The following is a 23721-nucleotide window of genomic DNA, read 5'->3' on the forward strand; positions in this document are numbered from 1 at the left end:
CTCAATATATCAATGACGCATGCCGCGCCCGCTCGTCAGCAGACGAATGCAGCATATATAGAGAACAATGGCAGCAATCAGCATAAGACCAATCGCGACACCAATTTGGATATCTGAAACGCCTAATATCCCATAGCGGAATGCATTGACCATATGCAGGATGGGATTAGCCATCGACATGCCCTGCCAGAACGGCGGTAGCAGATCGATCGAATAGAACACCCCACCAAGATAAGTCAATGGCGTCAGGATGAATGTGGGCACTATAGAGATATCGTCAAAGTTACGGGCATAGACCGCGTTTATGAAACCACCCAAGGAAAAAATGGCAGCAGTCAGGATGATCACAAGCAACGTGATTCCTAAATGATGCACCTGCACATGGGTAAAAAATAAAGAAAGAACCGTAACGATAGCCGCTACTGCCAGCCCTCTCAGGATACCGCCACACGCATAACCAATAAGAATGACATGAGGTGATACAGGCGAGACCAGCAACTCTTCAACAGAGCGTTGAAATTTACTACTGAAAAAGCTTGATACGACATTGCTATAGGAATTAGTAATAACGGACATCATGATCAAGCCCGGCACAATGTATTCCATATAGGAGAACCCACCCATGCCTCCTATTCGGCTACCGATCAGATTGCCAAAGATAACGAAGTAAAGGGCCATAGTGATCGCAGGAGGCAACAAGGTCTGCGGCCAAATACGCGTAAAGCGTCGCACCTCCCGATGGACAATCGTTTGCAAGGCAATAAGGTTGGCCTTTATTTCAGTTTTCATCTCGCCACCTTTGCCAAGTTCTTTTCTACCAACGACACGAACAGCTCCTCAAGCCTGTTAGCCTTGTTGCGCATACTGATGACGTCTATGCCTTGAGCATTCAACTGAGTGAACAGGCCATTGATTCCAACACTCTTGTCGACTTGCACTTCAAGCGAGTGACTGGTGATAAGCCTGACCGGATAATCTTGAAGAGAGGGCGCAACTGATAGCGCCTGCTTTACATCAAGGACGAATGTCTCGACATGTAGTTTCTGAAGAAGCTCACGCATGCTGGTGTTTTCCACAATGGTGCCATGGTCAATAATGGCAATGTTGCGGCACAGCTGTTCTGCTTCCTCCAGATAGTGCGTCGTCAGAATGATGCTGACACCCTGCTGATTGAGAGTGGTCAAAAAGCTCCACATCGAACGGCGCAATTCAATATCCACACCAGCAGTAGGCTCGTCCAGTATGAGCAACCTTGGCTTGTGAATGAGCGCCCTGGCGATCATCAAACGCCGTTTCATCCCCCCAGACAACATACGGGACGGGGTATCTCGTTTGTCCCAGAGCCCTAGCTGAGTCAGGTATTCCTCGGCACGCTCCTTGGCCTGCCTGGCAGGTATTCCGTAATAGCCTGCCTGCGTAACCAGAATGTCGAATGCCTTTTCAAACTGATTGAAGTTGAACTCTTGGGGCACAACCCCAAGACAGCGCTTGAGTCCTGCCGGATCACGATCCAGATCGTGTCCGAAGACCGAAACCTGACCACTGCTTTTATTCACCAGCGTGGACAGAATACCTATCGTGGTAGATTTTCCTGCACCATTAGGTCCGAGAAGCGCAAAAAAATCGCCTTCGTTGACATCAAGGTCCAACCCCTTGAGCGCCTGGAAACCATTTCCGTAGGTTTTAGTGAGTTGCCGTATGGACAGAGCTTCGTTCATCTCGCTCACAAATTTCAGAAAATTAGAGGGGCTAAATGAGGGTGCAATACCCGATTTACAACCTTTGACGAATGTAAGCCCACATCATTCCAAATCGGGTGAGAAAAGACAGTCCGGCCATCCGCCTTTATACTGCTCCACTGTATATGAATGGGACATACACATGGCCACTGACTATTTGGAACACAACATGGCACTTTTGGCGCACCTGCGGACCATATTGGCCGCATTGGGTGAGTCAGAGCAGATTCCTGAAGATAACCACGGGCTATTCTTGGACCGCTTCGACGAGCTTTTGACTGAGCTGCCCAAACATCCGGAAGAAAACCATTATCTAGGGCAGGACCTGATCAGCCAGATTTTCCATCGCTATCCCCAGGTTGCCCATCTGGTACCCAGGGACCTGCTGTGGTTCTTTGGGGGAGATTGTCTTCACTTCATGCCTGACGAGGAAATCGCCCGCTACCAGGCACTGGATGAGCGCCGCTTCGAAGCAGAGGCTGCTGGAGAACCCTTTGACTGGAATCAAGAGAAGCAATTGATGCTGCTTCCAGACAACGGACAAACTCATTAGATAAAGCGATGAGGGTCACAAAGGCCCTCATCAAAAACAAGATGCACAAACAAAAACACCGCCAAGAAGGCGGTGTTTTTAATTTGGAGCGGGAAACGAGACTCGAACTCGCGACCCCGACCTTGGCAAGGTCGTGCTCTACCAACTGAGCTATTCCCGCATATGGCGTCCCCTAGGGGACTCGAACCCCTGTTACCGCCGTGAAAGGGCGGTGTCCTAGGCCACTAGACGAAGGGGACAAACCCTTGAAACATGCAAAGCATATTTCTATTAACACAAGCACCGCGCATGCCATGCTTTAAAACTTGGAGCGGGAAACGAGACTCGAACTCGCGACCCCGACCTTGGCAAGGTCGTGCTCTACCAACTGAGCTATTCCCGCATATGGCGTCCCCTAGGGGACTCGAACCCCTGTTACCGCCGTGAAAGGGCGGTGTCCTAGGCCACTAGACGAAGGGGACGCAGCCTTGGAGCTTTAACAGTTCCTACCTCTTTCGCTTCGCTTTCAGCTTTGCGTCTGAAGTGGCGCGCATTCTAGAGAGACATTCGAGACCCGTCAACACCTATTTAATTTTTTTTAAATCAATGACTTTGCCATTAAAGAAGATGGCCGCGCTGCCAATATAGTAGTACTTGTTTTATTGACTCGCAGGCCAGCAGGAGGCCTTGATGTCTGTATCTATAATTGCCATTTTGGTTGTGACGGGAGCTGTGCTGTTGATTTTCATCAGCTTTCTCAACCAGAAGCTTGAAGCGCATCAGCTTGAAAAAACACGCTTGAAAGCGGAGCTGGTTAACCGCATCCGACGCTATGAGCAGCTGTCCGACACGTTACCGGGGCAATGGATGACCCCTGCCCTCAAGCTTTTACTATCAAGGCTTGAACTGACACTTCTTCAGCGCATGCCTAATAAGGAGAAGACTCCCGTATTGGCGGCACGCATGAATCATCTGGAGGCTGAGCTGGCCAAGGGTGATCAAGTCGAGATCACAAACGCAGCCCAGGTTATCGCGAATGAAGCTAAGGCAAAGCAGGTTCGTGCGCAGCTTGAAAATTTACACGCACAAATCACCTACGCCATCCAGAATGGACTGATTGAGGCTAAAGAGGCTGGTTATTGGGACGAGGAAATAAGAGCGCTAATGACGCTACTTCACTTCGAATTCTTTGATCACCTGGGCCGTCAGTTTATTGATCAGGGACAACTGGCTCCTGCCAGACAGGCATTCGAGAAAGCCGCTCAATATATCCGTAAACAGCCTCACTCAGACAAGTTCAATGAACATCTTCAGTACCTTGATGAACAAGTCAGCGTCATCAAGGGAGAAATTGGTGCAGGGCAACCGGTCCGCGAACCTACGCAACTATTAAAGGGGCTAGAGGAGATGGAGAAGGAAGATGCCCCTATGAAGTCACTCTACGACTAATAGCAATAAAAGCGCAGCCCCAAGGGGCTGCGCTTTTATTATCAGCAATCACTTGCGGCTAGCAGTATTGCTGCCAATCGCTCGATACCCTTCTGATCATCCAGACTGAATCTACCTAGCTTGGGGCTATCAAGATCCAGCACACCAATCAGACGCTCATTCTTTATCAACGGGATAACAAGTTCACTGTTTGACGCACTGTCACAAGCAATGTGCCCCGCGAATACATGTACATTCTCAACACGCTGCGTCTCGCGCGTTTGCGCCGCCGTACCACAGACACCACGCCCAAAGGGTATGCGAACGCAGGCAACCTTGCCCTGGAACGGACCAAGCACAAGCTCATTGTCTTTGCACAGATAAAAGCCCGCCCAGTTTAGGTCAGGCAACTCATGGAAAAGAAAGGCAGAACACTGCGAGGCGTTGGCGATGAAATCGTTTTCGCCAGAAAGAAGCGCTTCTAACTGTGCCGCTAGTAGCTCATAGCCACCCAGATCGTTTCCCACTTCACTCAAATCACGCATTTGCGACATCCAAAAGCTGTTTACCAACCCAATGACGGGCAAATTGATAGGCACAGCGGCCATTTCGATTACCTCGGCCGAGCGCCCAGCGAATAGCTTCCTTTTCAGTTTCCTCACTCCACTGCCACACAAGCTGCGCGCGGGTAGCCAATACCTCGACCCAGTGCTTGGTTACCTGAAGAAACTGATCCTGGGTAAAAGGATAGAAGGAAAGCCATAACCCAAATCGATCCGAGAGCGCGATCTTGTCTTCTACCGCCTCACTAGGGTGTAGCTCGCCATCCGCACTTCGCTCCCAGTCAGCGTTATCGCTTTGTCGCTCAGACACCAAATGCCGGCGATTCGAAGTTGCATAAAGCAGAACGTTATCAGGCGCCTGCTCAAGCGAGCCATCCAGTACGCTTTTCAGCACTCGATAGTCATCGTTGCTGGCATCAAACGACAAATCATCACAAAACAACACAAACCGCTGAGGCTGTTTACTGATTTGCGCAACCACACGTGGCAGATCTGTCAGATGATCACGCTCAATCTCTATTAGCCGCAATCCGCGCTGTGCATACTCAGCGAGCAATGCTCTGACCAGGGATGACTTGCCTGTACCGCGAGCGCCCCATAACAGAGCATGATTGGCGGGCATGCCGTCTACAAACTGCTGCGTATTCTGCCCAAGCAGGACCTGCTGTCTATCAACGCCCTGTAAATCAGATAATCGCAGATCCAGATTGACTTCAATAGGCTGCAGATAGCCTCCCTGCCCTTCACGACGCCAGCGAGCCGCAACGGTTTGAGACCAATCAATCGGCTCGCGCAGTGCTGGCAATAAAGGCTCCAAACGGGCCAGCACGCCTTCCGCACGTACCAGAAATGTATCGAGTCTAGATTCCACGTACTTATCCTTACACAAAAACGGCGACTCACCTTTATATATAGCGAGAGCCGCAAGATTCAGCATGACATTCGAGTCACAGCGAAAGAAACCGCTCTACCTGTCCCTTTAGCGACGCAGGCTTCACTAGCGGCGCGAAGCGTTTGATCTTTTCACCATCACCACTAACCAGAAACTTTGTGAAGTTCCACTTTATACGCTGCGTACCTAGCACCCCCGGCGCCTTCGCCTTTAGTACCTCGAATAAAGGATGGGCATTGGCACCATTGACCTCTATCTTTTGAGATACGTTAAAGGAGACACCAAAGCGGGCCTTGCAAAACTGTTCGATCTCACCATTGTCAGCAGGCTCCTGATGACCGAACTGATCACATGGAAAGGCCACAATTACTAGCCCTTGAGCCTTGTAAGCCTGCCACAACGTCTCAAGCCCCTCGTATTGAGGCGTGAATCCACAGCGACTGGCAGTGTTGACCAACAGATAGGCTCGCGCAGAAAGATCAGCCAGGCAGCACGCTTTCCCATTCATCAATGTAAACGGAATCTGCAAAAGGCTTTTGCCTTCCGCAGCCTGAGCGTCTGTTTTATTCATCACGAGGGACAAGATCCAGCGCAACGGAGTTTATGCAGTAACGCAAACCCGTCGGTCGTGGACCATCCGGGAACACATGCCCCAGGTGCGCATCGCAACGCGAACAAAGCACCTCTATACGATGCATCCCATGACTAAAATCCTCTTCCTCTCGCAAAGCATCATTCGAGATAGGCTGATAAAAGCTGGGCCAGCCACAGCCTGAACTGTATTTGGTCTCCGAGTCGAAAAGCGCTTGCCCACAACAGACACACTGGTACACCCCAGGCGTCTTGGTATCACAGTACTTACCGGTATACGGCGCTTCCGTCGCCTTTAGTCTGCACACCCGAAACTGGTCATTATCCAGCTCGTCACGCCAAACATCTTCGGATTTGATGACTTTATCCATAGGATGAACACCTCCGCCATGGAAAAGGCCCCATCTGTCTCTTTTGAAAACGCAGGGGCAGTCGTATGATCTGCTTCCAGTCTGTCACTCGTTGAGGGCGCTGCCAAGCCGATAGGCACGCCTACCTACAGTCAGACATCGACCATGCACCTTTCGCAGGTCGCTCTTCGCTATTACCAACCGGGATCCGTTACACATGCAGGTCAGTAAATCGAACAAGCTAGCCAACGTCTGCTATGACATTCGTGGGCCAGTGTTAAAGCATGCCAAGCGTCTGGAGGAGGAAGGCCACCGCATCCTCAAACTCAACATTGGCAACCCCGCACCGTTCGGTTTCGAAGCACCTGAAGAAATCCTTCAGGATGTGATCCGCAACCTGCCTACCGCACAAGGTTACAGCGATTCCAAGGGCCTGTTCAGCGCGCGCAAGGCAGTCATGCAGTACTACCAGCAAAAGCAGGTAGAGGGCGTTGGCATTGAAGACATCTATTTGGGTAACGGTGTATCCGAGCTGATCGTCATGGCCATGCAGGCCCTGCTCAACAACGGTGATGAGGTTTTGATCCCGGCGCCAGATTATCCCCTCTGGACTGCAGCTGTCAGCCTGGCGGGCGGCAAACCTGTCCACTACCTATGCGATGAGCAGTCGGACTGGTTTCCGGACCTTTCAGACATGGCCAGCAAAATCACCTCCAATACCAAGGCCCTGGTGCTGATCAACCCGAACAATCCTACGGGTGCCGTGTACTCCAAAGAGGTGCTGGAAGATATCGTGGAGCTGGCGCGCCAGCATAATCTTGTCATTTTTTCGGACGAGATCTATGACAAGATCCTGTACGACGAAGCAGTGCATATTTCAACGGCTTCGCTTGCGCCCGATGTCCTGTGCCTGACGTTTAACGGCCTGTCGAAATCCTACCGCGTGGCAGGCTTCCGTTCGGGCTGGGTTGCCATTTCCGGCCCTAAACATAAAGCTCAGAGCTATATCGAAGGGCTTGATATCCTTGCCAACATGCGCCTATGTGCAAACGTGCCCAGCCAGCATGCCATTCAGACCGCCCTGGGCGGTTACCAGAGCATCAATGACCTGGTACTGCCCAACGGGCGCTTATTGGAACAGCGCAACCGTGCCTGGGCGCTATTGAACGACATCCCTGGCGTAAGCTGCGTAAAGCCTATGGGGGCGCTATATGCCTTCCCCAGAATCGATCCAAAGGTTTGCCCAATCCACAATGATGAAAAGTTTGTTCTGGATCTTCTGCTTTCGGAAAAACTGCTTATCGTTCAAGGCACCGCCTTCAACTGGCCTTGGCCTGACCACTTCCGTGTAGTGACCCTGCCACGCGTGGATGACCTTGAACAGGCTATTGGCCGAATTGGCAATTTCCTCAAACATTACCGGCAGTAGTCCCATGGACCTCCATATCGAAGACTTCTACAAGGATGCAGCGAAAGGCCTGCTGGCGCTTTATCAAAGCTTTCCACGCAAGGCGACGCTCTATGTCGAAGATCTGATTGGACGAGAGGAGCCCGACCAGTTCGGGCTTCCCAGTGTTAGACATCAGAGCTGTTTTAGCGCGCTGCTCTGGCTCGCTGAAGAGGACTATCTGCGCTACACCACTAACCTTGGTTATGATGCACTTGACCAGGCCATCCTGACCGAAAAAGCGTTTCTACGTCTTTCAGCGAGTCACGCTCACTTACTTAAGGAAGCAGAAGCGCTTCCGCCTAGCGTGAGACGCCAACGTTCTACCCTAGCCCAGCATCTACGGGACGCTCTGGCAGAAAGCGATAGCGAACGAGTCGTGCTGTTGACGCGTCTTTTACTCAGGCCTGCCAACAAAACGACATAGTTTGAAATAGTCGATTGATTGAAACCCTAACAACCGGACCTTATATACGCCGCTAGGAAATAGTCTTCCGGTTGTTAGGAGAAGCTTTACACCATGATGCGAATTCTGCTGTTCCTTGGCACCAACTTGGCCGTACTGCTGATCGCCAGCATTACGCTTAAAGTGCTGGGAGTAGATCGTTTTACAGGCCAGAACTACGGAAGTCTTCTGATTTTCTGTGCCGTCTTCGGTTTTGCCGGCTCGCTATTCTCGCTATTCATTTCCAAGTGGATGGCCAAGATGAGCACCGGAACCGAAATCATCAGTCAGCCCCGAACTCGTCACGAGCAATGGCTACTGCAAACTGTTGAGGACCTGTCTCGCGAGGCGGGCATCCGGATGCCTGAGGTCGGCATCTTTCCTGCCTATGAAGCGAATGCCTTTGCAACGGGCTGGAACAAGAATGATGCACTGGTTGCGGTAAGCCAGGGTTTGCTTGAGCGCTTCTCACCTGAAGAAGTGCGCGCCGTTCTGGCGCACGAGATTGGTCACGTAGCCAACGGCGACATGGTGACACTGAGCCTGATCCAAGGCGTCGTGAACACCTTCGTCATGTTCTTTGCTCGCATATTCGGCAATTTCATCGACAAGGCCGTCTTCAAGACAGAGGAAGGTCATGGGCCCGCCTATTACATTACCAGTATCGTCGCTGAACTGGTTCTGGGCATCCTGGCGACTATCATCGTCATGTGGTTCTCGCGCTTTCGCGAATTCCGTGCAGACGAAGCAGGCGCACGCCTGGCAGGTACAAATGCAATGGTTTCTGCACTGCAGCGCTTGCGTGCGGAACAGAACATTCAAGGACAAATGCCAGACACCCTGACCGCTTTTGGTATCAAGAGCAGCAAGGGCCATGGCTTTGCTGGTCTATTCATGAGCCACCCTCCTTTGGAGGAGCGTATAGAGGCGCTACTGCGCCAACAACGCTAAATCAAATAAAAAGCCCCGACCTGCTCGGGGCTTTTTATTACGCAGCAGTTAAAAGACTTTATTCGTTTAAAAACTAATTTATTAAAACCAATAAATTAGCCAAGTCCCAAGCAGGAACTACGCTCTTTTAAAGAGCCAATTGTTCAGAAAATAAACATTTGAAAGGTAATCACTTCACTTATAAAGATTTGTGTAGTTATTCAAACAAACCCGGCAATGCGAAAGACCTCCCTAGCTGATATACTCCGTGACGATTTTTGGGCCCTAGAAGCCCGAGATCAATCCGGGACGGGTCCGGTCGGGCCTGCCTCAGTGTGTGCAGGCTTGAAACCCGGCGCGTCGTTAACGGCAAACCTTTCTGGCCTGCTCAAGTGCCCGGAATTGTTCTCAAATCTCGCGTTTTCATCTGCGTCTACCGGTGCCTTGTCGGTGAACTAGCTGGTTCGGTGCCATTCAAATAGGCGCAATCGCTATGATACAGAGAGGTTAACGTAACAAATGTCTACAACGTCGAAGATCATCTATACGCTTACAGACGAAGCACCTGCCCTTGCCACCTATTCCCTGCTTCCTATCGTCAAAGCGTTTACCGAATCATCAGGCATTGCTGTTGAAACCCGCGACATCTCTCTAGCTGGCCGCATCATCGCTACTTTTCCTGAATATCTAAGCGAAGACCAAAAGATTTCTGACCACTTGGCTGAACTTGGCCAACTGGCTACCACTCCTGAAGCCAACATCATCAAGCTGCCTAACATCAGCGCCTCGGTTCCTCAGCTGAAAGCAGCTATCAAGGAACTTCAGGATCAAGGCTACACACTACCGAACTACCCGGACGAGCCAAAAGACGACACGGAAAAAGACGTCAAATCTCGCTACGACAAGATCAAAGGCAGCGCTGTTAACCCGGTTCTACGCGAGGGTAACTCTGACCGCCGCGCACCTCTTTCCGTCAAGAATTACGCCAAAAAGCATCCTCATAAAATGGGCGCCTGGAGCGCAGACTCCAAGACCAAGGTCGCGCACATGAATGAGGGCGACTTCTATGGCAGCGAAAAGTCTGCGCTGATCGAAGCATCAGGCACGGTCAAGATCGAGCTGACCACCAACGATGGCAGCACGCAGGTACTGAAGGAAAAAACATCCGTAACAGCTGGCGAGCTGATCGATGCATCAGTCATGAGCAAGAAGGCTCTGGCCAGCTTTATCGAAGCCGCCATTGCTGACGCAAAGAACAGCGACGTTCTGTTGTCCCTGCACCTCAAGGCAACCATGATGAAGGTCTCTGACCCCATCATGTTTGGTCACGTAGTTTCGGTGTTTTATGCTGATGCGCTCAAAAAGCACGCTGACACGTTGAATCAGTTGGGTGTTGATTTAAACAATGGTATTGGTGATCTGTACGCCAAGATCAAAACCTTGCCGGAAGACAAGCAGGCAGAAATCGAAGCGGATATCAAAGCCGTTTACGAGCAGCGCCCCCAGTTGGCCATGGTGAACTCTGACAAGGGTATTACCAACCTGCACGTTCCAAGCGATGTGATTGTCGATGCCTCCATGCCCGCCATGATTCGTGAAGCAGGCAAGATGTGGGGCGCCGATGGCAAGCTGTACGATACCCTGGCCATGATCCCTGATCGCTGCTATGCCGGTGTCTATCAAGCGGTTATCGAAGACTGCAAGCAAAACGGCGCTTTCGATCCGGCTACCATGGGTAGTGTACCTAACGTAGGTCTGATGGCTCAGAAGGCCGAGGAATACGGCTCCCACGACAAGACGTTCAAGATCCCCGCTGACGGCGTGGTTCGTGTTACTGACACCAACGGCAATGTTCTTCTTGAGCATACTGTCGAGGCAGGTGATATCTGGCGCATGTGCCAGACCAAGGATGCTCCGGTCCGCGACTGGGTAAAACTGGCAGTTAACCGCGCACGTGCCAGCAACACCCCGGCAGTGTTCTGGCTGGATCCTGCACGCGCCCATGATGCCCAATTGATCAAAAAGGTACAGACCTACCTGAAAGATCACGACACCGCTGGCCTGGACATCCAGATCCTCTCTCCGGTTGAGGCAACTCGCCTGTCCCTTGAGCGCATCCGTGCAGGCAAGGACACGATTTCCGTTACCGGTAACGTGTTGCGTGACTACCTGACCGACCTGTTCCCCATCATGGAGCTTGGTACCAGTGCCAAGATGCTGTCCATCGTTCCGCTCATGAACGGTGGCGGTCTGTTCGAGACTGGCGCGGGCGGCTCTGCACCCAAGCACGTTCAGCAGTTCGTACAGGAAAACCATCTCCGTTGGGACTCTCTAGGTGAGTTCCTGGCGCTCTCCGAATCGCTGGATCACTACGGCCATGCGACCAATAATGCCAAGGCCCGCCTGTTCGCTAAGACACTGGACCAAGCCAACGGTAAGTTCCTGGACAGCAACAAGTCACCTTCACGCAAGGTAGGCGAACTGGACAACCGTGGCAGCCACTTCTACCTAGCCCTTTACTGGGCTCAGGCACTGGCTGAGCAAACCGAGGATGGCGAACTGCAGGCGAAGTTTTCCAAGCTGGCCAAGCAGCTTGCCGACAATGAAGCCAAGATCGTTGCCGAATTGAACGAAGTACAGGGCAAGCCTGTGGATATTGGTGGCTATTACCACCCGAACGCAGAACTTGCCAGCAAGGCAATGCGTCCAAGCGCGACCCTTAACGAAGCCCTGGCCACGCTGTCCTAATATGACACGCTAGTGCTTACAGAACCCCGGCCCAGTGCCGGGGTTCTGCTTTCAGCCTTTACCTCTATGCTTCACTGAAAACAGGGCCTCTTATGAAATGGGAACCCCATATCACCGTCGCAACCGTTATTGAAGATCAGGGACGTTTTCTGTTTACCGAAGAACTGATTGATGGCCAGCCACGCCTCAATCAGCCGGCCGGGCACCTTGAGGCCAATGAAAGCCTGCTTGACGCCGCCCGTAGAGAAACCCTCGAAGAAACCGGTTGGGAAGTTGAGCTTACAGGTGTCACAGGCATTTACTTGTATACCGCTCCTAGCAATGGTGTGACCTACCAGCGCGTCTGCTTTTCAGCGCGTCCGCTTCGCCACCTACCCGAGCACCCACTCGACGAGGGCATTATCGGCCCTAAATGGATGACCCGGGAGGAACTGGTTGCAAATGAGACCTCCTGGCGCAGTGAATTGGTCCTGCGCTGCGTTGATGATTATCTCAGCACTGGCTCCTTCCCCCTGGAAGTGATCCGTCTCTAGGTCGCCGTGCCCTGCCTTACCCTGTTAAACTGTGCTTTTTCCTGAATACTTCTGCATATGCATACGCCCTCTTCAACACGCGTCATTGTCGGCATGTCAGGCGGAGTGGACTCCTCTGTTTCAGCGCTGCTCCTGAAGGAACAGGGATACCAGGTCGAAGGCCTCTTCATGAAAAACTGGGAAGAGGATGACGGCACTGAATACTGTACAGCCAAAGAAGACCTAGCTGACGCCCAGGCAGTGTGCGACCGGCTTGGTATCAAGCTGCACACGGCCAACTTCGCAGCCGAATATTGGGATAACGTCTTCGAACACTTCCTGGAAGAGTACAAGGCAGGCCGAACGCCCAATCCAGACATCCTGTGTAACCGGGAAATTAAGTTCAAGGCATTTCTTGACTACGCCTTGATGCTGGGGGGCGATCTTATCGCCACGGGTCATTATGTTCGCCGTCGGGACGAAAACGACCAGACCCAGCTACTAAAAGGCCTGGATCCCAACAAGGACCAGAGCTATTTCCTCCACGCGGTGGGTGGCGAACAGCTGGCCAAGACATTGTTCCCCGTAGGCGAACTGGAAAAGCCCGAAGTTCGCGCGATTGCCGAAAAATACGGACTGGCCACAGCACGAAAAAAAGACTCTACCGGTATCTGCTTTATCGGCGAGCGCCGCTTTGCCGATTTCCTCAAGCAGTACCTGCCCGCTCAGCCCGGCAATATCGAAACCACCGAAGGCAAGATCATCGGCAAACATCATGGACTGATGTATCACACCATTGGCCAGCGGCAGGGGCTGGGCATCGGTGGCATGAAGGATTCCGGAGATGACCCGTGGTACGTCCTGAGCAAAGACCTGAAGCGTAACGTTCTGATCGTTGGTCAGGGTAACGAACACCCCTGGCTGTATTCTCAAGCGTTGACCGTCAACACTATTTACTGGGTCAACCCGGTCGATTTGACGTCCCCTCTCAAGCTGAAAGCCAAAGTACGGTATCGCCAGCAGGATCAGGCCTGCCGCCTTGAAAGAGCAGCCACCGGTTATCGTGCTGTCTTTGAAGTGCCACAAAGGGCTGTCACCCCAGGTCAATCTGTTGTTTTCTATGATGGAGAGATTTGCCTGGGTGGTGGTGTTATCGAAGACGCTGAGCCTGCATATAGGGAGAGCCCTGCAGCATGACGTCGATACATGAGCAACTGGTAGCACTGGGTGCCGTCTTCGAGGCCGCGTTTCTGGTCGATCGCCTGGCCAAGACGGGACAGATCAGCGAGGCGCCACTGGCCTGCATGTTGGGCAGCCTGCTGGCTACAAACCCACAAACCACACTTGAGGTCTATGGCGGAGACAGTATCGACCTGCGCGATGGCATGAGGGCGTTGTCCAGCGCCTTGGAGCGCAACCCCTCAAGCCTGCAGCGAGAGCCTCTTAAATACGCCTTGTCGATGATTGCTCTGGAACGACGGCTAGACCGGCGCGAAGATATGCTGGAACTGATTGGCAAGCGCCTTGATCAGGTGCAGCAGCAGGTTCAACACTTTGGTTTGACGCATGAAAACGTCATTGCCAGCTTTGGCAGTATCTATGAAGACACACTGAGTACATTTCGCCAGCGTATTCAGGTGCATGGCGAGATGCGTTACCTACAGATACCAGCCAACGCCGCCAAGGTTAGAGCATTGCTATTGGCCGGCATTCGTTCTGCCCGTCTCTGGCGACAACTCGGCGGACACCGCTGGCAGATGGTCTTTAGTCGACGCAAGATGCTTGATGAGCTCTATCCTCTCCTAAACAGCTGATCAGCCATCTCGCTCGCGCTCAGCCAAACATGGCGCTTTGGTGTATGCTATCGCGCCTTTTTCCTCTCATTGACTGTCGAGAATGCCCCATGCAGCTTTCCTCGCTTACCGCGGTTTCGCCTATTGACGGCCGCTATGCCAGCAAAACCCAAGCCCTGCGCCCGATTTTCAGCGAATACGGTCTGATCCGTTTCCGCGCCATGGTTGAAGTTCGCTGGCTCCAGCGTCTGGCCTCGCATGATGCCATCCCCGAAGTAGCGCCCTTCTCCACGCAGGCCAATGAGATTCTGGAAAAGCTGGTAACCAGTTTTAGCCTGGAGCAGGCAGAGCGGGTAAAGGAAATCGAGCGCACGACCAACCACGACGTCAAGGCTATCGAGTATCTGCTGAAAGAGCACGCTGCAGCACTGCCTGAGCTCAATGCCGTCAGCGAATTCATCCACTTCGCCTGCACATCAGAAGATATCAATAACCTTTCTCATGCACTCATGCTTCGCGAAGGTCGTGATACCGTTCTATTGCCACTGATGCGTAACATCGCGGGCGCCATCCGCGAGCTGGCGCACCGTTTTGCCGACGTCCCGATGCTGTCGCGCACTCACGGACAGCCAGCCTCCCCTACTACACTGGGTAAGGAACTGGCCAACGTGGTGTATCGCCTGGATCGCCAGATCAAGCAGATTGCTGGTATCGAGCTGCTTGGCAAGATCAACGGCGCCGTAGGTAACTACAACGCACACCTGTCGGCCTATTCCCAAATCAATTGGGAGACGAACGCACAAGCCTTCGTCGAGAATGACCTGGGTCTTACCTGGAACCCCTACACTACACAAATCGAGCCGCATGACTATATTGCGGAACTGTTCGATGCCATTGCTCGCTTCAACACCATCCTGATCGATTTTGATCGGGATATCTGGGGCTATATTTCGCTAGGCTACTTCAAACAGAAAACCGTTGCGGGCGAAATCGGTTCTTCGACCATGCCACATAAGGTCAATCCGATCGACTTCGAGAACTCCGAAGGCAACCTTGGTATTGCCAATGCACTTCTGCAGCACCTTGCCAGCAAGTTGCCTATCTCTCGCTGGCAGCGCGACCTGACCGACTCGACGGTGCTTCGTAATCTGGGTGTCGGCTTCGCCCATAGTGTTATTGCCTATGAAGCCACGCTCAAGGGCATCAGCAAGCTGGAGCTGAATGCGCAGCGTATCGCTGACGATCTGGACAACTGCTGGGAAGTCTTGGCCGAGCCGGTTCAAACCGTCATGCGTCGTTACGGCGTAGCTAATCCGTATGAAAAGCTCAAGGAATTGACCCGCGGCAAAGGCATCAGCGCCGAAGCCCTGCAAACTTTTATTGAAGGGTTGGACATTCCTGCAGAGGCCAAGGCAGAACTCAAGGCGCTGACGCCTGCCAACTATATTGGTAATGCTATAGAGCAAGCCAAGCGTATTTGAATACCGAGCCTATTCTTATGCCCGGCTGCGCCGGGCTTTTTTATTTCAGAGACAGACATGAACGCAGACACTCCTTTGCAACTGTTGGGCGGCCTGACGGCTCGAGAATTCCTGCGCGACTATTGGCAGCGCAAACCCCTGTTGATCCGTCAGGCCATCCCGGATTTCGAAACACCGCTATCTCCTAACGAACTGGCTGGCCTCGCCCTTGAGGAAGAAGTTGAATCACGCATCATCGCGCCCGAAGAACAAGGCCTATGGCAGCTACGCCAAGGTCCCTTCAAGGAAGAAGACTTTTCTACCCTGCCTGAGCGCGAGTGGACACTGCTCGTTCAAGCGGTTGACCAGTTCGTTCCTGAAGTAGCCGAATTGGTCGAGCCATTCAAATTCCTGCCAAGCTGGCGCATCGACGACGTCATGATCAGCTATGCAGCACCAGGCGGCGGCGTTGGTCCCCACTACGACAACTACGATGTATTCCTTTTGCAAGGTTATGGTCGACGTCGCTGGAAGATCGGTCAGCGTTGCACCAGTGAAAGTCCTTTACAGGACAACCCGGATATCAAGATCCTGGCGGAATTTGAGCAGACCGATGAATGGGTGTTGGAACCCGGCGACATGTTGTATCTACCCCCTCAGCTTGCCCATGATGGCATTGCCGAGGATGAGTGCATGACCTATTCGATAGGTTTTCGCGCACCCAGTACCTCAGAGGTCTTGACGCACTTCACCGACTTTTTGACTCAGTTCATCCCAGAAGAAGAGCGCTATAGTGATGCAGGCACTGAACCTGTGCAGGCAACAGACTCTGGCCAGATCAAGCAAGACGCTGTAGATCGCCTTAAAGCCCTTATACAAGAACACATCAATGATGAGCGGATGCTATTGGCCTGGTTTGGCCAATACATGACCGAGCCGCGCTACCCTGAGCTGATCAGCGGCGAGTCTCTTCTAGAAGGTGATCTGGTCCAAGCTCTGGAAGATGGTGCCTGCCTTATACGCAACCCCAGCGCACGACTGGCCTGGTCACAAATGGGCAACGATGTGATGATTTTCGCGAGCGGTCAAAGCAGATTACTTTCCGGCCACCTTCAACCCTTGCTTGCACTGGTATGCTCAGCTGACGCATTGCATCAAGAAAACCTGGGCAACTGGCTAGAGGATGAAGCCGGCCGGGAACTGATACGCGAACTCATTGAACAAGGCAGCCTGGTATTTGCTGATGAGTGATCTCTCTATCCGCGTCGCAGACTGGAAGCGTGACAACGAGGCCCTGAGACATATACGAGAAACCGTATTTATCCAAGAGCAGGCTGTACCGCCAGAAATGGAATGGGACTCGGAAGATGAGCATGCCATACACTTTCTGGCTCAAGAGGGTCTTTATCCAGTAGGCACTGCTCGCCTACTGGAGGATGGCCGCATAGGTCGCGTTGCGGTTTTACGCGATTGGCGCGGCCTCAATGTTGGCTCAACCATCATGCATGCAGTGATATCCGAGGCCGAGCGACGCGGATTACACCGTCAGGTTTTAAGCGCACAAATCCAGGCCATTCCGTTTTATCAGCGCCTGGGGTTTACTGTCACCGGTGATGAATATCTGGAGGCGGGTATCGCCCATGTCGACATGACCAGACACTCTACGCTGGAGCAAACAGAGGCCGTAGCAGCCGATGAAAAGCGTGAGATGCGCTTCGAGACTCCTGATGATGCTGCTCTCCATATCGTTGAATTGCTTTCCCAGGCACGACGCAGCATCTGTATCTATAGTCCAGACTTTGAACCACAACTCTACAACCGCAGCGATGTAGAGCACGCCATTACACGTTTTTTACTGGCGCACCCTCGCAATCGCCTGCGTGTACTGCTCAAGGACTCAGGCCAAGCTGTACGTCAGAGCCATCGACTCATCAATCTGGCACGACGCCTGACCAGTAACTTTTTAATTCGCAGGCGCTCGCCTGATTATCCGGCAGACGACACCGCTTACGTACTGATAGACGATCAGGGCCTGGTGATTCGCAACAACCCACAGCTATATACCGGTACGGCCTATTACAACGCGAGAGCCACTGTTCGCTTGCAACAGAGCCGATTCGACAGCATCTGGCAAACCAGCCAATCGGACCCTAACGTGAGAAGCATGGTGTTATGAAGCCCTATCGCGCATACTTGGCCTTATTTCTGTCCATGCTGATGACTGCTTTCGCAGCACAGGCGGCACCTCGTACTGAAGTGATTCCCCTTAATTACAGAACCGCCGATGAACTGCTGCCTATCGTGCAATCCACTTTGGGCTCAGAAGGCAAAGTCAGTACCTATGGCAATCAACTCATCGTTAATGCTGAGTCAAACAAAATCACTGAAATCAAAAGCCTGTTATCTCAATTGGATACAGAGCCGCATCGCCTTTTGATTACTGTCGATACACGCGATGCAGATGAGGGCGATGAGCAGGGTTATTCGGTTAACGGACGACTGGGTAATCATCCAGACACGCAGGTTCGCATCATCAGTAACAGCACCGGCACACAGCAAGACGGCACACAGCAGGTACAGGCAACGGAAGGCTCCCCTGCCTTGGTCAAGATTGGTCAAAGCGTGCCTATTTCCACCACTGAAATCGACCCTTACGGTCGCCCTTATACTCGTACTGAGTATCGCGATCTCAACCGTGGCTTTTACGTTACTGCCAGCCTTACAGGCAATCTTGTACATTTGACAATAGATGGCGGCAACAACAGCCTGGACAGAAATCAGCCCAACACTATCAATACTCAATCCACCAGCACCCGCGTCAGCGGCCGGCTAGGTGAATGGATTACGCTGAGCGGTTTTTCACAGAATGCTTCACGCTCTGAAGATGGAATTCTGTATGAATATTCAACCCGGGGCAGTCAGGATACCCAACTCAGGGTCAAGGTGGACCTTCTCGACTAAAAACACCCTGGCGTATAAACCTTCAAGACGCACATATCTCACTAGCGTCCATGCACTGACTGCACTTCACAACACGCTTCATCTGTCGTATTCGAATCCAGGTGATATCAATAAGATATTACCTGGACCCTTTATATTAAAACGCTAAACTTACGCAGCTTATTTATAAAGAACAATACTTCTAGCAATTGGGAGTGAGCCTGCTACGCTAATAACAAGAGCGATTTGCACGTATAAAACCAACTAAATCACTCAATTATTAGAGCGTCCAAATAGCGAATTTAGTTGAGAATAAATCTTAATAAACAAAGATTTAATCCACTTTACTTGAATGCGATTGACGGAAATCATTTAAACAAATCTTTTTTCGTCAAAAATTTTACACACGCGTTATTCAGGAATAGAATTCCACCGCCGCTTGCGACGTCATGTCGCAGGATGAGGCAGGATTTTCACTAGCAAAAACGATAAGGACCATGAGCATGCCTGATACGACCGGTCTTCTAGCTCACAATTGGAGCTTTGCGATTTTCCTTTTGGGTGTAGTCGGTCTTATAGGATTCATGCTCGGCGTTTCCAGCCTGCTAGGCAGCCGTGCTGTTGGCCGTAGTAAAAACGATCCCTTCGAGTCGGGTATCGTTCCTACCGGTGGAGCGCGACTGCGCCTCTCCGCTAAATTCTATCTGGTCGCGATGCTGTTCGTGATCTTTGACGTCGAAGCGCTCTTTCTCTTCGCATGGTCCGTATCCGTCCGTGAATCAGGATGGGCTGGATTCATCGAAGTTACAGTTTTCATAGCAATTCTGTTGGCGGGTCTTGTTTACCTATGGCGGATCGGGGCGCTCGACTGGGCTCCTGAAGGCCGCCGTAAGCGGCAGGCGAAGCTAAAACAATGAGGCTTTGGCGATGCAATACAAACTTACCAGGATCGATCCCGATGCGGTCGTAGAACGCTATCCGGCCGGGACACGGGAAACCGTTTCCGATCCGACTGAAGGGCAAGTCCATAAGAACATCTTTATGGGCAAGCTCGATGACGTCCTGCACAACACCGTCAACTGGGGGCGTAAGAACTCCCTCTGGCCTTACAACTTCGGTCTCTCGTGCTGCTATGTGGAAATGACCACAGCGTTTACCGCGCCGCACGATATCGCCCGCTTTGGTGCTGAAGTTATCCGGGCCTCACCGCGCCAGGCGGATTTCATGGTGGTGGCAGGTACCTGCTTTATAAAGATGGCTCCGGTCATTCAGCGTCTGTACGAACAGATGCTCGAACCCAAGTGGGTCATCTCAATGGGCGCCTGCGCTAATTCTGGTGGTATGTACGACGTGTACTCGGTAGTCCAAGGCGTGGACAAGTTCCTGCCTGTAGACGTCTATATTCCGGGCTGCCCTCCTCGCCCCGAGGCATTCCTCCAAGGCTTGATGCTCTTGCAGGACTCGATTGGCGAAGAGCGTCGTCCACTCTCATGGGTTGTTGGTGAGCAAGGTATTTATCGTGCCGAGATGCCAGCCCAACGAGAGCAGCGACGCGAACAGCGTATTCAGGTAACCAACCTGCGCAGCCCCGACGAAGTGTGAGCCCTCAGGCTCACACGTGACGTTGACCGATAGCGACGGATAATCATGACTGCAGACACTGTTCTGTCCGCACCCCTGCACGCTGCCCAAGATGAAGGCGTGGTGGGTGAACTCAAGGCACGCTTTAGCGCGGATGCGCTAACTATTCAAACTACTCGTACGGGCATGCCCGTAGTGTGGGTGCCCCGTGAAAAGCTTAAAGAAGTACTGACCTACCTGCGTAACCTGCCGCGTCCGTACGTCATGCTGTACGACCTGCACGGCATGGATGAACGGCTGCGTACCCAGCGCCGCGGCCTGCCGCCGGCCGACTTCACTGTGTTCTATCAGTTGATGTCCATCGAGCGGAATAGCGATGTGATGATCAAGGTCGCGCTGTCGATGAACGACCTGACCTTGCCCACCGTGACTGATATCTGGCCGAACGCTAACTGGTACGAGCGTGAAGTCTGGGACATGTTCGGCATCCGGTTCGACGGCCATCCCCTGCTCAAGCGGATGCTGATGCCTGACAGCTGGCAAGGCCACCCGCTGCGCAAGGACTATCCAGCCCGCGCGACGGAATTCGACCCCTACGCCCTGAACGCGGCGAAGCAGGATCTGGAGCAGGAAACCCTACGCTTCAAGCCTGAAGAATGGGGCATGAAGCAGCAGAGCGACACGTCTGACTTCATGTTCCTGAACCTGGGTCCGAACCACCCGTCCGCCCACGGTGCCTTCCGTATCATTCTTCAGCTGGACGGCGAAGAAATTGTCGACTGCGTTCCCGAGATCGGCTATCACCACCGCGCAGCCGAGAAAACTGGCGAACGTCAATCCTGGCACAGTTACATTCCTTATACCGACCGGGTTGACTACCTGGGCGGTGTCATGAACAACCTCCCCTACGTACTGGCTGTTGAAAAGCTTGCCGGAATTACAGTCCCTGCACGGGTTGAGGTGATTCGAATCATGATGTGTGAATACTTCCGCATCATGAGTCATCTCCTGTTCCTGGGTACCTATATTCAGGACGTGGGCGCCATGACACCGGTCTTCTTCGCCTTTACGGATCGTCAGCGCGCCTACAAGGTGGTAGAAGCCATTACCGGCTTCCGGATGCACCCGGCATGGTTCCGTATTGGCGGTGTGGCCCATGACCTGCCTCGAGGATGGGACAAGCTGGTCAAGGAGTTCGTTGACTGGCTACCCAAGCGTCTGGATGAATACGAAAAATCAGCCATTCGGAACAGCATCCTAAAAGGTCGTACCGTAGGTGTAGCCCATTACAACACTGAAGAAGCGTTGCGTTGGGGCGTAACCGGCCCGAATTTGAGAGCCACCGGCCTGAACTTCGACATGCGCAAGGCACGGCCTTATTCGGGTTATCAGAACTTCGAATTCGAAGTGCCTATCGCGCACAACGGCGATGCCTATGATCGTTGCCTGGTCCGTATCGAAGAGATGCGTCAGAGCTTGCGGATTATCGATCAGTGTCTGAAGAACATGCCTGAAGGCCCCTTCAAGGCAGACCATCCGCTGACGACGCCGCCGCCTAAAGAGCGCACGCTGCAACACATCGAGACCCTGATCACTCACTTCCTGCAAGTTTCCTGGGGACCGGTCATGCCGGCCAACGAATCCATGCAGATAATCGAGGCGACCAAAGGGTTGAACAGTTATTACCTGACGAGCGATGGCAGCACCATGAGCTACCGGACTCGCATTCGTACGCCCAGCTTCCCGCATCTGCAACAGATCCCCTCGGTGATCCGAGGCAGCATGGTGGCGGACCTGATCGCCTACCTGGGCAGTATCGATTTCGTCATGGCCGATGTGGACCGCTGATCATGAGTACACTGATTCAAACTGATCGTTTCGAGCTGAGTGAAACCGAACGCTCTGCCATCGAACATGAAATGCATCACTACGAGGATGCCCGTGCGGCATCTATCGAAGCACTGAAAATCGTTCAAACGGAACGTGGCTGGGTCCCGGATGGCGCTATCTATGCCATCGGTGAAATCCTCGGCATTCCTGCAAGCGATGTGGAAGGCGTAGCTACCTTCTATAGCCAGATTTTTCGTCAGCCCGTCGGCCGTCATATCATCCGCGTCTGCGACAGCATGGTCTGCTATATCGGTGGCCATGAATCCGTACTGGGACAAATCCAGGAGCAATTAGGTATCGGCCTGGGCCAGACGACCGCTGATGGTCGCTTTACCCTGCTCCCGACATGCTGCCTTGGCAACTGCGACAAAGCCCCCGCCCTGATGATCGATGAGGACACTTACGGCAATATCCAGCCGTCCGGTGTCGCCAAATTGCTGGAGGGTTATGTATGACGCTTACCTCCGTGGGTCCTGCGAACAAAATCGCTCGTACACCCGAAACTCATCCGCTTACCTGGCGTCTGCGTGACGATGCCGCGCCGGTCTGGCTTGAGGAATATACGTCCAAAGACGGCTATAGCGCTGCGCGCAAGGCGCTGGCTGACATGGCATCTACGGATATCGTTCAGACTGTCAAGGACTCGGGCCTCAAGGGCCGCGGTGGTGCGGGTTTCCCGACCGGCGTCAAATGGGGCCTGATGCCTGCTGACGAAAGCCTGAACATTCGTTATCTGCTGTGCAACGCTGACGAAATGGAGCCTAACACCTGGAAGGACCGCCTGCTCATGGAGCAGCTGCCGCACCTCTTGGTAGAAGGCATGATCATCAGCGCACGGGCCTTGAAGGCCTACCGCGGTTATATCTTTCTTCGTGGTGAGTATGTCGATGCCGCACGCAACCTGAATCGCGCCATCGAGGAAGCCAAGGCCGCCGGCTACCTTGGCAAAAACATCTTTGGCAGTGGCTTTGACTTCGAGCTGTTTGTTCACACTGGTGCGGGCCGCTACATCTGCGGTGAAGAAACCGCCCTGATCAATTCGCTTGAAGGCCGCCGGGCCAACCCACGTTCCAAACCGCCTTTCCCTGCTGCTGTTGGCGTCTGGGGCAAGCCGACTTGCGTAAATAATGTCGAAACCCTGTGCAACGTGCCAGCCATCGTCGCCAATGGCGTCGATTGGTACAAATCATTGGCGCGCGAGGGAAGCGAAGACATGGGTACAAAACTCATGGGCTTCTCCGGCAAGGTCAAGAATCCCGGGGTGTGGGAGTTGCCGTTTGGCATACCCGCTCAAGAGCTATTCGAAGACTATGCTGGCGGTATGCGCGAAGGCTATACCCTGAAGGCCTGGCAGCCAGGTGGTGCAGGCACAGGCTTTCTGCTGCCGGAGCATCTTTCGGCACCTATGTTTGCTGGCGGTATCGCCAAAGTGGGTACCCGTATGGGGACCGGCCTCGCCATGGCGGTAGACCATACCGTTAATATGGTTTCGCTGCTGCGCAACATGGAAGAGTTCTTTGCCCGTGAGTCCTGTGGCTGGTGTACGCCCTGCCGCGACGGTCTGCCATGGAGCGTCAAGCTCTTGCGCGCGCTGGAAAAAGGCGAAGGTCAAAGCGGCGATATCGAGACGCTACTGCAGCTATGCACCTTCCTTGGCCCAGGCAAAACGTTCTGTGCTCATGCCCCTGGTGCGGTCGAGCCACTGGCCAGCGCAATCAAGTATTTCCGCAGCGAATTCGAGGCGGGCGTGAATAAGGCTCCCAGCGAGCCCCAGCCTTCCGTTGTAGAAACAGTCATTTGATTTGTGTGCCGGCTCGCTGAGCTGGCCACTGTCGCCGCCTGAACGCATGTGTAAAGACGGCGACACCGTGATTCCAATA

At 52.9% G+C, this 23721-nt stretch carries 23 protein-coding genes, 4 tRNA genes and 1 pseudogene; 18 read left to right on the plus strand and 10 right to left on the minus strand.

Annotation, left to right across the window (positions count from 1 at the left end; genetic code table 11):
* Nucleotides 1-9: 9 nt before the first annotated feature.
* Together GM154_RS11650 and GM154_RS11655 are read right to left on the minus strand one after the other, a co-directional pair.
* The gene (locus GM154_RS11650; RefSeq protein WP_150347071.1) at nucleotides 10-789 is read right to left on the minus strand and encodes an ABC transporter permease; all 780 of its coding nucleotides are present in this window, start codon (nucleotides 787-789) and stop codon (nucleotides 10-12) included.
* Nucleotides 786-1718 carry an ABC transporter ATP-binding protein gene (locus GM154_RS11655; RefSeq protein ID WP_122042219.1) on the minus strand — a complete coding sequence of 311 codons (933 nt, stop codon included), beginning with the start codon at nucleotides 1716-1718 and terminating at the stop codon, nucleotides 786-788. Before GM154_RS11655 ends, GM154_RS11650 begins: the two co-directional genes overlap by 4 nt.
* A gap of 163 nt (nucleotides 1719-1881) precedes the next feature.
* On the opposite strand from GM154_RS11655, the gene GM154_RS11660 reads away from it, so the two are divergent.
* Entirely contained in the window at nucleotides 1882-2292 is a 411-nt protein-coding gene (locus tag GM154_RS11660) for a PA2817 family protein (protein ID WP_010794885.1), read from the plus strand.
* An 84-nt stretch (nucleotides 2293-2376) separates the two neighbouring features.
* On the opposite strand, the gene GM154_RS11665 is transcribed toward GM154_RS11660, so the two are convergent.
* The 4 genes from GM154_RS11665 to GM154_RS11680 all read right to left on the minus strand — a co-directional run bounded on the left by GM154_RS11665 (nucleotide 2377) and on the right by GM154_RS11680 (nucleotide 2753).
* Nucleotides 2377-2452, minus strand: a tRNA-Gly gene (locus tag GM154_RS11665).
* 3 nt (nucleotides 2453-2455) lie between these two features.
* Nucleotides 2456-2531 (minus strand) — tRNA-Glu (locus GM154_RS11670).
* Nucleotides 2532-2598: 67 nt separating this feature from the next.
* A tRNA-Gly gene (locus tag GM154_RS11675) sits at nucleotides 2599-2674 on the minus strand.
* A gap of 3 nt (nucleotides 2675-2677) precedes the next feature.
* Nucleotides 2678-2753: transfer RNA gene (locus GM154_RS11680), tRNA-Glu, on the minus strand.
* 208 nt (nucleotides 2754-2961) lie between these two features.
* Between GM154_RS11680 and GM154_RS11685 the strand changes: the two genes are divergently transcribed.
* A complete protein-coding gene (locus GM154_RS11685) occupies nucleotides 2962-3720 on the plus strand; it encodes a hypothetical protein (RefSeq protein ID WP_219652332.1) in 759 nt (252 codons plus the stop codon).
* Between the two features lie 41 nt (nucleotides 3721-3761).
* Here the strand turns inward: GM154_RS11685 and GM154_RS11690 are convergent, their stop codons facing one another.
* From GM154_RS11690 to msrB, 4 genes are all read right to left on the minus strand, one after another.
* On the minus strand, nucleotides 3762-4244 hold the full coding sequence (locus GM154_RS11690) for a GAF domain-containing protein (RefSeq protein ID WP_219652333.1): 483 nt from the start codon (nucleotides 4242-4244) through the stop codon (nucleotides 3762-3764).
* Entirely contained in the window at nucleotides 4237-5133 is an 897-nt protein-coding gene (locus GM154_RS11695; protein WP_219652334.1) for an ATP-binding protein, read from the minus strand. The genes GM154_RS11690 and GM154_RS11695 overlap by 8 nt, the downstream gene beginning before the upstream one ends.
* Before the next feature lie 76 nt (nucleotides 5134-5209).
* Complete coding sequence (locus GM154_RS11700; RefSeq protein ID WP_219652446.1) at nucleotides 5210-5725, minus strand: glutathione peroxidase; 516 nt, start codon at nucleotides 5723-5725, stop codon at nucleotides 5210-5212.
* The gene (msrB, locus tag GM154_RS11705; protein ID WP_219652335.1) at nucleotides 5718-6116 is read right to left on the minus strand and encodes a peptide-methionine (R)-S-oxide reductase MsrB; all 399 of its coding nucleotides are present in this window, start codon (nucleotides 6114-6116) and stop codon (nucleotides 5718-5720) included. Before msrB ends, GM154_RS11700 begins: the two co-directional genes overlap by 8 nt.
* Nucleotides 6117-6312: 196 nt before the next feature.
* On the opposite strand from msrB, the gene GM154_RS11710 reads away from it, so the two are divergent.
* From GM154_RS11710 to nuoF, 16 genes and pseudogenes are all read left to right on the plus strand, one after another.
* Complete coding sequence (locus GM154_RS11710; protein ID WP_010794891.1) at nucleotides 6313-7524, plus strand: pyridoxal phosphate-dependent aminotransferase; 1212 nt, start codon at nucleotides 6313-6315, stop codon at nucleotides 7522-7524.
* Between the two features lie 4 nt (nucleotides 7525-7528).
* A complete protein-coding gene (locus GM154_RS11715; RefSeq protein WP_010794892.1) occupies nucleotides 7529-7969 on the plus strand; it encodes a hypothetical protein in 441 nt (146 codons plus the stop codon).
* A gap of 93 nt (nucleotides 7970-8062) precedes the next feature.
* Complete coding sequence (gene htpX, locus GM154_RS11720) at nucleotides 8063-8938, plus strand: protease HtpX (protein ID WP_010794893.1); 876 nt, start codon at nucleotides 8063-8065, stop codon at nucleotides 8936-8938.
* A gap of 498 nt (nucleotides 8939-9436) precedes the next feature.
* Complete coding sequence (locus tag GM154_RS11725; protein WP_219652336.1) at nucleotides 9437-11665, plus strand: NADP-dependent isocitrate dehydrogenase; 2229 nt, start codon at nucleotides 9437-9439, stop codon at nucleotides 11663-11665.
* 92 nt (nucleotides 11666-11757) lie between these two features.
* Entirely contained in the window at nucleotides 11758-12198 is a 441-nt protein-coding gene (locus GM154_RS11730) for an NUDIX hydrolase (protein WP_150347066.1), read from the plus strand.
* Between the two features lie 57 nt (nucleotides 12199-12255).
* Nucleotides 12256-13374, plus strand: a complete 1119-nt coding sequence (mnmA, locus tag GM154_RS11735; protein WP_219652337.1) for a tRNA 2-thiouridine(34) synthase MnmA — start codon at nucleotides 12256-12258, stop codon at nucleotides 13372-13374.
* A complete protein-coding gene (gene hflD / locus GM154_RS11740) occupies nucleotides 13371-13991 on the plus strand; it encodes a high frequency lysogenization protein HflD (RefSeq protein WP_010794897.1) in 621 nt (206 codons plus the stop codon). The genes mnmA and hflD overlap by 4 nt, the downstream gene beginning before the upstream one ends.
* Nucleotides 13992-14080: 89 nt before the next feature.
* Nucleotides 14081-15451 (plus strand): adenylosuccinate lyase, encoded by a 1371-nt coding sequence (gene purB, locus GM154_RS11745; RefSeq protein ID WP_219652338.1) that lies wholly within the window; start codon nucleotides 14081-14083, stop codon nucleotides 15449-15451.
* A 57-nt stretch (nucleotides 15452-15508) separates the two neighbouring features.
* Complete coding sequence (locus GM154_RS11750) at nucleotides 15509-16681, plus strand: cupin domain-containing protein (RefSeq protein WP_219652339.1); 1173 nt, start codon at nucleotides 15509-15511, stop codon at nucleotides 16679-16681.
* Nucleotides 16674-17093 (plus strand): annotated as a pseudogene (locus GM154_RS25640) (GNAT family N-acetyltransferase); the annotation flags it as partial. The gene GM154_RS11750 and the pseudogene GM154_RS25640, both read left to right, overlap by 8 nt.
* 509 nt (nucleotides 17094-17602) lie before the next feature.
* Complete coding sequence (locus GM154_RS11760; RefSeq protein ID WP_074823913.1) at nucleotides 17603-18391, plus strand: secretin N-terminal domain-containing protein; 789 nt, start codon at nucleotides 17603-17605, stop codon at nucleotides 18389-18391.
* 482 nt (nucleotides 18392-18873) lie between these two features.
* The gene (locus GM154_RS11765) at nucleotides 18874-19287 is read left to right on the plus strand and encodes an NADH-quinone oxidoreductase subunit A (protein WP_010794902.1); all 414 of its coding nucleotides are present in this window, start codon (nucleotides 18874-18876) and stop codon (nucleotides 19285-19287) included.
* A 10-nt stretch (nucleotides 19288-19297) separates the two neighbouring features.
* Nucleotides 19298-19972: an NADH-quinone oxidoreductase subunit B family protein gene (locus GM154_RS11770; RefSeq protein WP_010794903.1), complete on the plus strand. Its 675-nt coding sequence runs from the start codon at nucleotides 19298-19300 to the stop codon at nucleotides 19970-19972.
* A 45-nt stretch (nucleotides 19973-20017) separates the two neighbouring features.
* Nucleotides 20018-21799 carry an NADH-quinone oxidoreductase subunit C/D gene (gene nuoC, locus GM154_RS11775; RefSeq protein ID WP_219652341.1) on the plus strand — a complete coding sequence of 594 codons (1782 nt, stop codon included), beginning with the start codon at nucleotides 20018-20020 and terminating at the stop codon, nucleotides 21797-21799.
* Nucleotides 21796-22296: an NADH-quinone oxidoreductase subunit NuoE gene (nuoE, locus tag GM154_RS11780; protein ID WP_173869050.1), complete on the plus strand. Its 501-nt coding sequence runs from the start codon at nucleotides 21796-21798 to the stop codon at nucleotides 22294-22296. Before nuoC ends, nuoE begins: the two co-directional genes overlap by 4 nt.
* On the plus strand, nucleotides 22293-23642 hold the full coding sequence (nuoF, locus tag GM154_RS11785) for an NADH-quinone oxidoreductase subunit NuoF (protein WP_219652342.1): 1350 nt from the start codon (nucleotides 22293-22295) through the stop codon (nucleotides 23640-23642). Before nuoE ends, nuoF begins: the two co-directional genes overlap by 4 nt.
* Nucleotides 23643-23721: the final 79 nt, after the last annotated feature.

Source organism: Pseudomonas sp. MAG002Y, assembly GCF_019400845.1.
Lineage (GTDB): Bacteria > Pseudomonadota > Gammaproteobacteria > Pseudomonadales > Pseudomonadaceae > Chryseomonas > Chryseomonas luteola.

What these genes read in the sequence shown, in the direction of transcription:
- GM154_RS11650 (WP_150347071.1), bottom strand. Translation starts at nt 789, where the DNA reads ATGAAAACTGAAATAAAGGCCAACCTTATTGCCTTGCAAACGATTGTC.
- GM154_RS11655 (WP_122042219.1), bottom strand. Translation starts at nt 1,718, where the DNA reads ATGAACGAAGCTCTGTCCATACGGCAACTCACTAAAACCTACGGAAAT.
- GM154_RS11660 (WP_010794885.1), top strand. Translation starts at nt 1,882, where the DNA reads ATGGCCACTGACTATTTGGAACACAACATGGCACTTTTGGCGCACCTG.
- GM154_RS11685 (WP_219652332.1), top strand. Translation starts at nt 2,962, where the DNA reads ATGTCTGTATCTATAATTGCCATTTTGGTTGTGACGGGAGCTGTGCTG.
- GM154_RS11690 (WP_219652333.1), bottom strand. Translation starts at nt 4,244, where the DNA reads ATGCGTGATTTGAGTGAAGTGGGAAACGATCTGGGTGGCTATGAGCTA.
- GM154_RS11700 (WP_219652446.1), bottom strand. Translation starts at nt 5,725, where the DNA reads ATGAATAAAACAGACGCTCAGGCTGCGGAAGGCAAAAGCCTTTTGCAG.
- msrB (WP_219652335.1), bottom strand. Translation starts at nt 6,116, where the DNA reads ATGGATAAAGTCATCAAATCCGAAGATGTTTGGCGTGACGAGCTGGAT.
- GM154_RS11710 (WP_010794891.1), top strand. Translation starts at nt 6,313, where the DNA reads ATGCAGGTCAGTAAATCGAACAAGCTAGCCAACGTCTGCTATGACATT.
- GM154_RS11715 (WP_010794892.1), top strand. Translation starts at nt 7,529, where the DNA reads ATGGACCTCCATATCGAAGACTTCTACAAGGATGCAGCGAAAGGCCTG.
- htpX (WP_010794893.1), top strand. Translation starts at nt 8,063, where the DNA reads ATGATGCGAATTCTGCTGTTCCTTGGCACCAACTTGGCCGTACTGCTG.
- GM154_RS11725 (WP_219652336.1), top strand. Translation starts at nt 9,437, where the DNA reads ATGTCTACAACGTCGAAGATCATCTATACGCTTACAGACGAAGCACCT.
- GM154_RS11730 (WP_150347066.1), top strand. Translation starts at nt 11,758, where the DNA reads ATGAAATGGGAACCCCATATCACCGTCGCAACCGTTATTGAAGATCAG.
- mnmA (WP_219652337.1), top strand. Translation starts at nt 12,256, where the DNA reads ATGCATACGCCCTCTTCAACACGCGTCATTGTCGGCATGTCAGGCGGA.
- hflD (WP_010794897.1), top strand. Translation starts at nt 13,371, where the DNA reads ATGACGTCGATACATGAGCAACTGGTAGCACTGGGTGCCGTCTTCGAG.
- purB (WP_219652338.1), top strand. Translation starts at nt 14,081, where the DNA reads ATGCAGCTTTCCTCGCTTACCGCGGTTTCGCCTATTGACGGCCGCTAT.
- GM154_RS11750 (WP_219652339.1), top strand. Translation starts at nt 15,509, where the DNA reads ATGAACGCAGACACTCCTTTGCAACTGTTGGGCGGCCTGACGGCTCGA.
- GM154_RS11760 (WP_074823913.1), top strand. Translation starts at nt 17,603, where the DNA reads ATGAAGCCCTATCGCGCATACTTGGCCTTATTTCTGTCCATGCTGATG.
- GM154_RS11765 (WP_010794902.1), top strand. Translation starts at nt 18,874, where the DNA reads ATGCCTGATACGACCGGTCTTCTAGCTCACAATTGGAGCTTTGCGATT.
- GM154_RS11770 (WP_010794903.1), top strand. Translation starts at nt 19,298, where the DNA reads ATGCAATACAAACTTACCAGGATCGATCCCGATGCGGTCGTAGAACGC.
- nuoC (WP_219652341.1), top strand. Translation starts at nt 20,018, where the DNA reads ATGACTGCAGACACTGTTCTGTCCGCACCCCTGCACGCTGCCCAAGAT.
- nuoF (WP_219652342.1), top strand. Translation starts at nt 22,293, where the DNA reads ATGACGCTTACCTCCGTGGGTCCTGCGAACAAAATCGCTCGTACACCC.